Here is a 12442-nt window from a genome sequence, read left to right as displayed (position 1 = left end):
TCATGCCGCCCGGGGCTGCGACCGGCGTCGCCATCTCACCATGGGTGAAAACGTCGACCGCCGGTCCCGTCTGCTCGGACCAGACCGCTCTCACAGCGTGCCGGGGAAGGCACCGCCGTCGAGCAGGATGTTCTGGCCGGTGATGAAGCCGGCCTTGGCGCCACAGAGGAAGGCGCAGGCATAGCCGAACTCGTCGGGCTGGCCGAAGCGGCCGGCGGGATTGAGCTTGGCGCGCTCGGCCAGGATCGCTTCCGGCGTCGTGCCGCGCTTGTCGGCCTCGGCCTTCGCGGTGCCGGTCAGGCGATCGGTCTCGAACGGGCCCGGCAACAGGCCGTTGATGGTGACGTTGTTGATCACGGTCTTGCGCGACAGGCCGGCGATGAAGCCGGTGAGGCCGGCGCGCGCGCCGTTGGAGAGGCCGAGAATGTCGATCGGCGCTTTCACCGCGGCCGAGGTGATGTTGACGATGCGGCCGAACTTGCGCGCCATCATGCCGTCGACGGTCGCCTTGATCAGTTCGATCGGCGTCAGCATGTTGGCGTCGATCGCCTTGATCCAGTCGTCGCGGGTCCAGTTGCGGAAATCGCCGGGCGGCGGGCCGCCGGCATTGTTGATCAGGATATCGGGCTCGGGGCAGGCCTTGAGCACGGCCTCGCGCCCCGCAGGCGTCGTGATGTCGCCGACGATCTCGGTGACCTTCACGTTTGGATAGGCCTTCCGGATCTCGTCGGCCGTCTTCTTCAACGCGTCAGCGCCGCGCGCGGTCAGCGTGACATCGACGCCGGCGTCCGCCAGCGAGAAGGCGCAAGCGCGGCCCAGGCCCTTGCTGGATGCGCAGATGATGGCGCGGCGACCTTTGATCCCAAGATCCACTGTTTCACTCCCGAAAATAGCAGCAGGTTTTGAACGGGCGCACTCTAGCCAACATCAGCGCCGCTGATAAGGGAAATGCCCGCGTCAAAATGCATGGCGTGAGCTGCGGCGATGCACTAGATGCGCCGCTCCTGCTTGAGGCGGTCGATCGCCTCGGCGGCTTCCGGCGGCAGCGACTTGAAGCCCATCTGCCCGACCGCCGAGAACAGCGGCCGCAGATGCGAGCCGACGAGGAAGGGCGGCTGGTGGTTCGGCGGCACGATCTGGTCGAACACCAGCACCAGCGTGGTGGCGACGAGCCCGACCCTGACGGCGCCAAGCGCGGCGCCGCCGAGACGGTCGCCGATGCCGGCGTCACGGATCGTGTCGCTCAGCGCGAGGCGGCCGATATAGCCGAACAGCATGCCGACGACGATGAAGATGCCGAAGAACCAGGTCCAGTTTTGAACGAGCGGCGCGTTCGGATTGCCGGCGATCTGCGGCACGATCAGCGGCATCAGCGCTACCGCAATGGGAGCCGCGAGGAGATAAGCGAGGATGGTCATGGCGCTGCCGAGCAGGCCGGTCCTGAAGCCGAAGCCGATGGCGATTGCGAGCGCCGCATAGACCGCGAGATCGAAACTGTTCATGAGCGAAACCCTGCCATGGAACGAATGAACGCCGAACCGATCGTTCCGGTTTCAGATCGCTAAAATCGTCTGTATTTTGCGGCTCCGTGGCTGAAAGACTGCATCCGCTCCATGACTATTCAACGTCGGTAAAGAAAATATCTTTGGTTGTCGTCCCGGCGAAGGCCGGGACCCATACCGCGTTATCTATCGATGAAGCGTAGGTGACAATACCGCGCCACGACCAGTTTTCGCCAAACTACTCCCTGTGGCCACGGGTCCCGGCCTTCGCCGGGACGACAGCGGAGAATGACGCGACAGCCGCGCGCTACCGCATCTCTCCCTTGATCATATCCGCCGCCTTCTCCCCGATCATAATCGTCGGCGCATTGGTGTTGCCGCCGATCAGCGTCGGCATGATCGAGGCGTCGACGATGCGCAAGCCGTCCACGCCGTGCACCTTCAGCTTCGGATCGACCACGGCCATGGCGTCGGTGCCCATCTTGCAGGTGCCGACGGGGTGATAGACCGTGTCGACGCGGTTGCGCAAAACGTTGCGGATGTCGTCATCGGTGCGCACGTCCGACGTGAACATGTCCTTCTTCTGCAGCGCGCGCAGCGCAGGCGTCTCCATCAGCCGCCGCGTGGTCTTGAAGCCCGCGACCATCGACTCGAGATCCTCCGGCTCGCCCAGAAAATTCGGATCGATCATCGGTGCAGCGAGCGGATCGGCGCTTCTGAGCCACACGCTGCCGCGGCTCTTCGGCCTGAGCAGGCAGACGTGGCATGAGAAGCCTGCCTCCTTGTGCTTCTTGCGGCCGTGATCGTCGAGCATCGCGATGACGAAGTGGAGCTGAATGTCAGGCACGTCGAGATCGGGCCGCGTCTTCAGAAAGCCGCCGCACTCGGCGAAATTGGTGGTCATCAGGCCACGTCTCTCCTTGCGGTACTGCTGGATGCCGCGCAGCAGCGATGGCAATCGACCGAGCGAGGCGTGAACGAAGTGCGGATAGTCGGAGGCGTAGACGAACACGAAATCCGGATGGTCCTGAAGATTGCGCCCGACGCCCGGCAGATGATGCGTGACGCCGATACCGTGCCTGCCCAGCGCCTCGCCATCGCCGATGCCCGACAGCATCAGGAGTTGCGGCGATTGGAACGCGCCGCCGGCGAGGATCACCTCGCGGCCGGCGCGCAGCTGCTTCCTTTGCTTGCCCTGCACATATTCGACGCCGACCGCGCGTCCACCCTCGAACAGGATTTTCGTGGCGTGCGCCCCCGTCTCGACGCGTAAGTTCGTGCGCTTGTCCAGGTGGGGATTCACATAAGCGCGCGCCGCGCTCCAGCGCTCGCCCTTGTGCTGCGTCACCTGGTAGCTGCCGAGGCCTTCGTGGTCCTCCGCGTTGAAATCGTCGCGGATGCGGAATTGCGCCTCGCGCGCGGCCTGATGGAAGATGTCATGGATCGGATTGTCCGAGCGCAGCCGGTTGACATGGAGCGGGCCGCCCTTGCCGTGATATTCGCCGTCGAAATCGGAATTGTTCTCCGAGCGCTTGAAATAGGGCAGCACGTCCGCATACGACCAGCCGTCATTGCCGAGCGAGGCCCAGTGGTCGTAGTCCCATTGGTGACCGCGGATATAGACCATGGCATTGATCGCCGAGGAGCCGCCAAGGCCCTTGCCACGCGGTTGATAGCCGATGCGGCCGTTCAAGCCCCTCTGGGGCACGGTATCGAAGGCCCAGTTGGCCGCGCTGTACGGCAGCGCGAGCCCGAACGGGGTGGTGATCCGCCAACTGTCGTTGCGCCCGCCGGCATCGAGCAGCGCCACTGATGTCGCCGCATCCTCCGTCAGCCGCCCCGCCACGGCGCAGCCGCCGGAACCCGCGCCCACCACGATGAAATCGAATGTGTCAGTCACTGATTTTCCCCCCATTAAGGTTCTTTGTTTTTCGTCATTGCGAGCGCAGCGAAGCAATCCAGAATCCCTCCACCGTGACAGTCCGGATTGCTTGGCTGCGCTCGCAATGACAGCGTTGAGACCTACGACATGAACCGCATCATCTTCTCCAGCCGCGCGATCTTGCCGCCATAGGGCGGATAGAGATCGGCAAGGCGGTTGAACTTGGAGCGATAGAACACCGGCTTCAGCTTGCTGAAGGTCTTGAATCCCCATTCGCCGTGATAGGCGCCGGTGCCCGATGCGCCGACGCCGCCCATCGGCTGGTTGGTCTGCGCGAAGTGAAACAGGCAGTCGTTGATGGTAACGCCGCCGGAGACGGTGCGCGTCAGCACTTCGTCACGGGCCGCGCGATCCTTGCCGAACCAGTACAGCGCGAGCGGCCGGTCACGGCGGTTGATGAAGGTGATGGCGTCGGCCGGCTCGCGCGTGCCCAGCACCGGCAGCACGGGACCAAAGATCTCCTCCCGCATCACCGCCATGTCTTCGGTCGCGCCGAGGATCAGTGTCGGTGGAAATTTGCGGTGCGCCTTCCAGTTGGGATCGTCGGCCTTCGCCGGTTGCAGGATCTTTGCGCCATGCTGCGCTGCTTCAGCGACCAGCGCCTCGAGCCGTGCATAGTGCCGGTCGGAAATGATCGAGGTGTAGTCCTTGTTGGCGGGGTCAGCGCCGAACATGCGCCGCATCGCGGCACGCACCTTCTCGGCGAAACCCTGCATCGTGGATTCCGGCACCAGCACATAGTCGGGCGCGATGCAGGTCTGCCCGGCATTGAGCAGCTTGCCATAGGCGATGCGCTCGGCCGCTTCGTCGAGATCGGCTGACGCATCGATGATCGCGGGCGACTTGCCGCCGAGCTCGAGCGTGACAGGCGTGAGATTGCGCCCGGCGGCTTCCGCGACCAGCCGCCCGACCCGGGTCGAGCCGGTGAAGACGAGATGATCGAAGGGCAGATGTGCGAAACCCTTCGCGACTTCGTCCTCGACGCCGGTGACGAGCAACTCGCCGGCATCGAACTTCTCGGCGACTGTCTCCTTCAGCAACGCCGAAAAGTGCGGCACGAGCTCGCTCGGCTTGATGATGATTCGGTTGCCGGCCGCGATCGCGCCGATCGCGGGCGCGAGCGTGAGCTGCAGCGGGTAATTCCAGGGCGCGATGATGCCGACGACGCCGAGCGGCTGCGGCATCAGCCGGTTGCGTGCGGGCAGGAATTGCAGCGCGGTTGCCACGCGCTGCGGCGCCATCCAGGTCTTCAAATGCTTCGCGGCGTGCCGGATTTCCGAGAATACCAGCATCGCCTCGGCAATGGTGGTCTCGACCGCCGAACGGTGGCCGAAATCGGCGGAGATCGCTTGCCGGAAACGCTCTTCATTGTCGGCGACCACGGCGCGCAACCGCGCCAGCCGGTCGAGCCGCTCGGCGCAATCGGCCGGCGCCTCGGCCCGCGAGCGGGCAACCATGGCCTGGAAGGCGTCCGTCAGCGCAGCCAGCGGGGCGCTCGCCGGGGGGCGGTCCACAATCTTGTCCATGGCGCTCCTCCCTGTCCGGCGTCTGGCCGCTGTTTTGTTGCCGCAAGCTGGCGGTTTGTGGAACTTCTGGCAAGTGTGCGGCAAATCGGCCGGAATCGGCACCCGTTAGCTGTCACAAAGTCGAAAAAAACGTCCCCACAGCCCTTTCCAAAGACAGCCCGGGTTGGTACATACCCCCCGCACCCGACGGGCTCTGCCCGGGGTTGCCTTCCAGGGAAGCCTTCGGGACGGGAGAAGCAAGCCGCGCGCACCGCGCTGGCCCTCAATCCACCGTCCCCGGCACTTTCAGAAGGCGCGCAACGGTTTAACGCGGGGTGGAGCAGCCCGGTAGCTCGTCAGGCTCATAACCTGAAGGTCATAGGTTCAAATCCTATCCCCGCAACCAAAAAACATTAAGCCCTTGAAATCATTTTGATTTCGAGGGCTTTTTGTCTTCTGCTACCTCTGAACTCGCAACCAACAGCGACGACGAACGAAGGACAACGAAGGTCCTTCCTTTGCCTCGGTTGCGTTCGCCCGAAGCGGCGTCGTCTAGCGTCACGTCGCCAAGGACCTCCAGCACTGGGCGCTAGCGGCGCGCTCGGCACGGATCATGAGTACCTCGTGCTAGACCATCGGAGGAGAGGTGCCTGCCTTCAACGGTTTCACGACTTGACCGTCAGCCAAGGCGAGGTTGGCTGTCGAAGGCGAGTAAAGCCCGACAATTGGAGAAAATTTCAATCGGCGCAGGTCTGGGGTGCCTGCTACGATCTCCGCTACGGATCAACGCTGGATTCACGAGTCCAATGGTAGTTTGACAAGATTGACGCATTCTCGAGCCCGATGGAGAAGCTGCTCAAGGACGATGTTAGATCCCACTGCTTCAGTGTTCGCACGCCATCCCTCGCACAATTTGTTCACAGCTGATTTATCGACATCGGTGCAGCGCAGGAAAAATTCCCGTGCTTCGGCCACGACAAGTACGTCCTTTGTATTGAGGCAGAGATTGAGCAGTTCCACATTAAATCGCTCTATTAATTCGCTGGAGAGTTTTGTCTCCAAGGCGAGCCGCGCAACTTGGAGCAATATTTTCACCTGTTCGGCTGATAAGGAGCCGTGAAGTGTCTCGAACACAGCTTCAATTAAACCGAGAACGTAGATGCCGGTAGAAGGGTCTGCTTTCTTCTGCAGCAGCTGAGCGGTTCGTACAGCGAAGACTAATCGACCCCAGCCTGTTTCTTCGTTGACCTTTTTTATCGCTCTATTCAGGCCACGCTGAATGCCGGCCGTTTCCGTTAAGCCCAATACATAGGCCTCCTGCGCCACCGATAGCTTTGATAGCTTTTCGGGTAACAGCTCAACCAGTGAGACAACTCTATCCCAGCGGTTCGACTTTGCGAGAAACCAAAGCATCTCAACGGTAGTTGCGTTCTCAAGAAAAGCCCGTAGTCCCGGCTCGATCTGCTCCATTCGGTCAATCCACTCGCTTGGCACCTCAATGCGGCCAAGCTTGAATGAGCAAATGCCTTCGCTCCACCACTGAAGCTTCCTCAGTCGAAAAACAGCGGTGTCCAGATGCCCGGCAGAGAAATCCAAGCGTGCGAGATTTATCCACGGCTGTAGACTTAATTTGAGAGGCCAGTCCCGAGTGGTCGCGGAATATAAACTCGAAGACAGCTTGAGCTCTTGACAACACAATCTTCGCGCTAATCGTGTCTCGCTTGCCCTATGGCAGACAAGGGCAACTCTATTAAGGAACCAAAATATCTCTTCCAGACTGCGGTCGCTCCTATCAAATAGAGAAGCTTTACAATCGTAAAATTCGGATAGCTTTTGGGCCTCATCGATAAACGGCAAAAAGGTAGGTCGATCGCACGGCGTGAGAAACCTCTTCTCGCCCTCGGCGAAAATCATTTGTCCGGTCTTTCTGCCCCGTGCTCTAGCTCAAATAGCATCGCAAGAAGCGCAACTATTGATGTGTGATACTGCTCTAAGAAATAGATTCTTTCGGGGGCCGTCTCACCAATACAAACCGAGCGAGTTGCTCCTTCTGGAGAGGGGATATGTCCATCCTTGCATTGATGCGATTTAAGAATCTCAAAAAAGTCGACGTCGTCGCATTGAAAGCCTGCGCAATGTGCTGTCGCTACGAGCTCAGAAAGTAAGTCAAATTGTTGCAGCTGGGCGTAGAAGACCTGCCACACGGGCATCCATAAACGAAGATACTCTTGGGACGCTTCTGGAAGTTTGTCGGTGGCTCGCCCCATTCGTGTGACGCTGAACACGGTATGAGTAACAGAATACGCTGCCCCTGGCCATGCAGACCAAGGTTCGAGTCTCTGCCCGAGCCAAGTACGTTCGTAAAGCTCAGTAACGTTCCAAGGAGATGTAATACCAAGTTCGTCGAGGGCAACTCCTACATCTAATTGCTGCCAAGCTGGAAGCTCGATTTCACAATATCCTCTAACGCTCGTCTTCTCTAATATTGCTGCATGCAATCGCTCGCAAAAGAAGCCGTTAGAAAATAACACGGCATAGACAGACACGAAAATGAGACAGGATGGATAACGCCGAATGAGTTCGGCAAGCAGATCGCCCCCATTCAATTCGTCCCAACAAAATTGGAGTAACTGGTCCGATAGAGCGTTAGGAATTATCGTTTGCTTGGACAGCATCTTAGCAGTGCCGGCGAGAATGGTCAGTTCGCCGAGCGGCTTCACCAGCCGCACGCGACTAGCGTCATCAGATATCGCTAAGCGGAATAAGTCCTTTCGCGCTATGATCCATCCAAGCACGCGTTGCGCAAGGGCAACACGAGATGGTGTATCAATCGCTGGTCTGCGCACTAGCATGATACAGGATCGAGAGTTGAAAGCGGACGTCTCCCCTCTGTCCGGGCCGAGTCAAATATTGTGTAAGCTGTTTGTCGAAGGTTTGGAATTCGCCTTTAGCTACCATCAGTCGTAACCAGCGGAGGCAAGCGACCGCGTTTAGCAAATTCTCACGCATGGCGGAAAGGCACGCGCAGCGCGCCAAAGATGTTGCGTCTAGTCGAAATTGTTGGTGTACGTCTGCAAACATCGGGAGAGCAAGTGACACAGCGTCGCTCGCCCAGTCTGATAAAGCATCCAATCCTTTTGGAGGGAGAGGAAAGATGCCAATGTCTGCCTTAAGAAGTTCTTGGCCGCAGGCTCTTCGATATAGTTCAGCAGTGACATAGTTGGCGGCATAACCTCTAGCTCCCGTTAGAGCAGAACGCGGAAACGCCCGAAAGCTTTCAACCAAGTACGGTGCAATCTGTAGGCCCGTATTACTAAGCAACATTGCCGTTGCCAATTCGCTAGAAACATTTCTTAGAACAAAGAGCTGCCATTTTCGCGGAAAAGGCTCCAGCTCTGAAATGACCGCTGGCCACCCGCGAGACCCCGTCATGATGCATGCGCACGCGGATAGAATCCGTGAGCGACACTGATCCAGCTGATCTGTGTCGACATCGATGTGGGGCAAGCGTTTATCCTAAAATTATCCAGTGATTGGAAAATTGGCCCAAGGACACTCTAGCTCCGAAGGATCAAGACTGGCGAGGCCACGAACCCAAGGCGCCAGTTTATCGTTTTGAACCTGCAAAAAACCATCCTCTGACAGCATTCCTATCACATTGCGCCGATCTCTAAGCGCTACTGTGCATTTGGCGATTCGGCCGTCAGATCTAATAACGAGGGAATTTGGTCTTGCAGCGTAGCAGATTAAATGGTCTTCGTTCTTCTTGGTGACGCTGGATGACCTTTTTGCCTGGACCAATTGCCCGAAGGTAGCGATTAGGTCGTTGCGTTGCGCAGCCGACAATACACCAATAGCATTATCATTTTTTCCGCCGAGGCGCTCGATCGGCTTTAGGATCACAGAGAATCGGTCGTCCTCGTTCAGGAATGTGCGATCAAGCTCTGTAAAAAAATCAGGCATATCTCCAAGGTTGTCAGTGGTGACATGAACCCGCAACGTCACGTTCAACCTTAAGCCGCTTTCCTTTATTCCTAGCAAATTGGCCCAGATTTGATCAAAGGATCCCCGCCCGTTTGCGCGTAGACGAGTGCCATCGTGTCTATACTTCGGACCATCTAGTGATATTTGGAAATCTCTCACCCCCACAGACCACAACTGGTTGACCAGACTGCGTGAGAGTAGAGCTCCATTAGTCGTGATGTCAGATATGAACACTAAGCCGTTGGCCGCGCACAAATCATTGCCGTGCTTCGAAATTTCTAAAACGGTGGACCGAGCGAGGAGCGGCTCACCGCCAAACCAGCTGATTTTTAAACAGTCGAGATCATTTATCCGACGTGAAATCAGGGCCTTGATCCCCGTCACAATTTCGTCTTTCATTTGACCGTGCAAGAAATCTTCGTAACAATATGTGCAGCGAAAATTACACGCTTCTGTAGGGAGCAAGATAAGTTCTAGGATTCTATCATTGATCGCAAAGCGGAAAGCATCGGTCTGATAAAAGCCAGCATCTAACATGCTCGGAACCTCGAGATGGCAAACCGAGAAAAAAGTCTATTGTCATGTCGTAAGGCATTGAGCGTGTCGCAGACCGCAAGCGGCTAACCGGCGCGATGCGGTCTACGCGCGGTGACGATCAACAAATGATATCGATCTTGATAAAGCCGGTTGTGACAGGGCCGCCGTTCTTGATCTTCTGCAATTCAGACGACAGCTGTGAAGACAACGAATGGTTGTTGATCACCACTTTCCCGTCCTTGTCGATGGTAATCTCTTCCGGCTTTAATTGTACGTGAGGACCGGTAGCCATGTTTCTCTCCCTTAATCTCTCGTGATAGTACAATGCCCATAATACACGCTAATGTTGTCCTTTCAGAGGGCCGTTGTCAACATCGATTCGTGACGAACTCGGTCGCTAACCTCTAATGCACCTGCTACGCGGGCTTCGACGTGATGGGTGAAGTGACCTAGCTCTCAAAGGCTTAGAGAAATGACGATTTGCGGGAGTCTTGGGATGCGTCTGCTGCGGGTCCCCGCAACCAAATGGAGCCCGGCAATCTGAACGGATTGCCGGGTTTTTTTGCCAGTGCAACCGGGGCGATCCCGCAGATCAGGCTCGGACACGTCCCGCGTTGTCCGAGCGTCGCCAAAGGCTGAGCCGGAACCACAGCAGTCTGACGATGGTCGATGGCCAGCGTATCTCCCAGGCGGGACGCCGCGGCGGATCCAGGCGTTCGGCGATCAAATAGGCGCTCGTTGCGGCCATGGCGAAGAGATGCCCGTCCTGCGCCATCAACGGAACGAGCATCAGCGCCCAGCATGTTCCACAACACCAGATCGCTTGCGTGACGCCATATCCGAGAGCGGCGAGGTCCGCCGCGATCCCATGGGCTGCGAGCGGCGGCTGGTCGTGACAGCGATTGAGGCAGAGTTGCTTCGCGGGCGAAAATTGCCAGATCAGAATTAGGCTTCCCACCAGCGCGATCGTCACCACCGGTGACAGCTGCATGAGTCGGAGCGTCAGCATTGCGAGCACGATCGGAATGCCGCAAGCGCCCCAGATCGCGCAATATCCGATCACGAAGAGCGCAAGCGACCGCTTGCGCCGGCGAGGCAGGCTTCGTGCGCGGACGTGTCCCACGGCGCCGGCAAGCATCGGCATCATCATCGCGGCGACCATCAGCATCCATTCGCCGGCGAGGCTTGCAGGCGAAGAGAACGTGATGGCCAGCGCAAACTGGTCGAGCGATATCGCGGTCCAGACGTCGCTGCTGCAGAAAGCGACGAGCTTGCGTTCATGCGACAGCGCGGCCGCCGCCCACGCGGCGGCAGCGGCGATGGCAAGCGGGATTCGGATCTGCAGACGCTCATAGGCCGCGGGCGTCATGGTGCTGCCGTCAGTCGCCTTGCCGCACGATGCTGATGCGGCCGACACTCACCTCGGCCGACTGCTGCACCGGCGCGACGGCCTCCAGACGAACACCGATGTTCGCGAGATCGACATTCGCCGAACCGGCGAACTCCTGGTAGGGCTTGGTGATGTTCAGCGCGTAGGACAAGCCGCCGCCCGTATGCCCGGCATCCGTCTCGGTCGCCTTGGTGATGCCGAACAGCCCGATGCTTCCGACTTGCCGCTCCGCGGACGGCGTGCCGTCCTTGCCCGCAAAGTGCACATAGACCTGCAGGACGGTCGCATCCGAATAGCCGCGCACGTTCTCCAGATTGAGGAAGACCCGCTCCTCCCGCGCACCCGGCGCGGCCGTGGTGGCCATCTTGCTCGCGACTTTCGCATGCATCTGCGGTTCGACCGGGACGGAGGTCTGCGCACCGTTTCCTGCAACGGCAAGCGCCTTTGCGCTGACGCCAACCACCTCGACTGCCGCTCCGGTCGATTTCGCCATCGTAGCCGCTCCTGACGGTGCCGCCGTCGCGCTGGCAACTGCTGCCAGCGGCGTGCCGGCCGGCGAGAAATCGCTGTAAGTATAGCCTACGCCGGCAAAGTCCGACATCTGTTGCGGCGTGTAGACCCAGGGTGAACCGTCCGGCAACGGCACGACGAATTGGTGCTTGCCGTGGCTGGCAGGCCCCTTCTTCCAGCTGCTCTCTTCCGGATCGGTGTTTCTGTGGTCGCTCAGCCGCCAGCTTTGCCAAAGCCGATCGATGTTCGCATGGTGCAGCCAGAAAATCGGGTCGAGGCCCGCCGTATCCGGTGCGGACATCAATCCGGGCAATGGCCGGGGGCTCGCTTTCGGGAACATCTTCTCCCCACCGACCAGGCCGTGAACCTGGTCGTGCGGTTGGCTTTCGATGTCGCCATGCTTGGTGCCGCCGTGCTCGAAGCCGGTGTCGACGCCGCCGAAGCCGCGATCGCCGCCACTGGCCACACCCGTGAACTCGTGAATGCCCATCGCATCCAGGTTCACCGCATTGAGCGGGACGAAGACCTTGCCGGGCTTCTTGGGGTCAGGCCCCCACCGTTGTTCGACGAAGAGAGGGTTGTTGCCCTTGCCGTCGGGCCAGTCCGGGCTTCCGAACGCCGGCGGCAAGCCGTTCTGGCCGGATTTGAAATAATTCCAGTAGGGCAAGGTCCAGTCGGCCGGTCCCTTGAGGCTGACGACGGTCGCGCGAATGAGCTTCTCGAACCCGATCAGATAGCCGCGATGCCACGGGAGAAAATACCAGCTGCCATGCTGGCATTGCTGCCAGAATTCGTCGAAATCAGCCTTCGCCGGCAATTTTTCCTTGGCCGCCTTGTAGCCATAGAACTCCCACAGGCCCTGGTTGTAACCGTGCATGCCGGCCCAGAAGCGCCAGCTGGTTCGATCGCTGATCGGCTTGGGCTTCAGCGCGCCAACCGCGCGCGCATACCAGAGAATCGGATCAGCCCAGTCGCCGCCTAATTCCCAGACGTTCTTCCGAACCAGCATGGCACTGCCCTCGTGTTTTGCGTGCGGCGTTGATCCGCCTCGAGGGCAGACGGCCGCTTCCGC

The 12442-nt window shown here is 59.3% G+C and carries 10 protein-coding genes and 1 tRNA gene; 1 reads left to right on the top strand and 10 read right to left on the bottom strand.

Annotated elements, in window-relative coordinates; all coding sequences use genetic code 11:
* Positions 1-90: 90 nt before the first annotated feature.
* The 4 genes from XH91_RS31865 to XH91_RS31850 all read right to left on the bottom strand — a co-directional run bounded on the left by XH91_RS31865 (position 91) and on the right by XH91_RS31850 (position 4970).
* Entirely contained in the window at positions 91-873 is a 783-nt protein-coding gene (locus tag XH91_RS31865; RefSeq protein WP_128954273.1) for an SDR family oxidoreductase, read from the bottom strand.
* 116 nt (positions 874-989) lie between these two features.
* Positions 990-1502: a CvpA family protein gene (locus XH91_RS31860; RefSeq protein WP_128954272.1), complete on the bottom strand. Its 513-nt coding sequence runs from the start codon at positions 1500-1502 to the stop codon at positions 990-992.
* 307 nt (positions 1503-1809) lie between these two features.
* Positions 1810-3402 (bottom strand): GMC family oxidoreductase, encoded by a 1593-nt coding sequence (locus XH91_RS31855; protein ID WP_164938310.1) that lies wholly within the window; start codon positions 3400-3402, stop codon positions 1810-1812.
* A gap of 122 nt (positions 3403-3524) precedes the next feature.
* Positions 3525-4970 (bottom strand): coniferyl aldehyde dehydrogenase, encoded by a 1446-nt coding sequence (locus XH91_RS31850; protein WP_128954270.1) that lies wholly within the window; start codon positions 4968-4970, stop codon positions 3525-3527.
* A 308-nt stretch (positions 4971-5278) separates the two neighbouring features.
* Here XH91_RS31850 and XH91_RS31845 point away from each other — a divergent pair.
* Positions 5279-5355 (top strand) — tRNA-Met (locus XH91_RS31845).
* A 389-nt stretch (positions 5356-5744) separates the two neighbouring features.
* Here XH91_RS31845 and XH91_RS31840 read toward each other — a convergent pair.
* The 6 genes from XH91_RS31840 to XH91_RS31820 all read right to left on the bottom strand — a co-directional run bounded on the left by XH91_RS31840 (position 5745) and on the right by XH91_RS31820 (position 12379).
* Positions 5745-6545, bottom strand: coding sequence for a hypothetical protein (locus XH91_RS31840; protein WP_128954269.1), 801 nt, complete (start codon positions 6543-6545; stop codon positions 5745-5747).
* 314 nt (positions 6546-6859) lie between these two features.
* Positions 6860-7801, bottom strand: coding sequence for a DUF6895 family protein (locus XH91_RS31835; protein ID WP_430648529.1), 942 nt, complete (start codon positions 7799-7801; stop codon positions 6860-6862).
* Positions 7802-8471: 670 nt separating this feature from the next.
* On the bottom strand, positions 8472-9470 hold the full coding sequence (locus XH91_RS31830) for a radical SAM protein (protein WP_128954267.1): 999 nt from the start codon (positions 9468-9470) through the stop codon (positions 8472-8474).
* A 118-nt stretch (positions 9471-9588) separates the two neighbouring features.
* Complete coding sequence (locus XH91_RS39115; RefSeq protein ID WP_164938309.1) at positions 9589-9762, bottom strand: hypothetical protein; 174 nt, start codon at positions 9760-9762, stop codon at positions 9589-9591.
* A gap of 300 nt (positions 9763-10062) precedes the next feature.
* Positions 10063-10887 carry a DUF2182 domain-containing protein gene (locus tag XH91_RS31825; protein ID WP_128954266.1) on the bottom strand — a complete coding sequence of 275 codons (825 nt, stop codon included), beginning with the start codon at positions 10885-10887 and terminating at the stop codon, positions 10063-10065.
* The gene (locus XH91_RS31820; protein WP_128954265.1) at positions 10850-12379 is read right to left on the bottom strand and encodes a tyrosinase family protein; all 1530 of its coding nucleotides are present in this window, start codon (positions 12377-12379) and stop codon (positions 10850-10852) included. The genes XH91_RS31825 and XH91_RS31820 overlap by 38 nt, the downstream gene beginning before the upstream one ends.
* Between the last annotated feature and the right edge of the window lie 63 nt (positions 12380-12442).

Source organism: Bradyrhizobium guangzhouense (assembly GCF_004114955.1).
In the GTDB taxonomy this organism is placed as follows: Bacteria; Pseudomonadota; Alphaproteobacteria; order Rhizobiales; family Xanthobacteraceae; genus Bradyrhizobium; species Bradyrhizobium guangzhouense.
This window is presented reverse-complemented; position numbering and strand designations above follow the sequence as displayed.

Excerpts from the sequence above, each read along its gene's own strand:
- XH91_RS31850 (WP_128954270.1), bottom strand. The coding sequence starts at position 4,970 with ATGGACAAGATTGTGGACCGCCCCCCGGCGAGCGCCCCGCTGGCTGCG.
- XH91_RS31820 (WP_128954265.1), bottom strand. The coding sequence starts at position 12,379 with ATGCTGGTTCGGAAGAACGTCTGGGAATTAGGCGGCGACTGGGCTGAT.
- XH91_RS39115 (WP_164938309.1), bottom strand. The coding sequence starts at position 9,762 with ATGGCTACCGGTCCTCACGTACAATTAAAGCCGGAAGAGATTACCATC.
- XH91_RS31835 (WP_430648529.1), bottom strand. The coding sequence starts at position 7,801 with ATGCTAGTGCGCAGACCAGCGATTGATACACCATCTCGTGTTGCCCTT.
- XH91_RS31860 (WP_128954272.1), bottom strand. The coding sequence starts at position 1,502 with ATGAACAGTTTCGATCTCGCGGTCTATGCGGCGCTCGCAATCGCCATC.
- XH91_RS31830 (WP_128954267.1), bottom strand. The coding sequence starts at position 9,470 with ATGTTAGATGCTGGCTTTTATCAGACCGATGCTTTCCGCTTTGCGATC.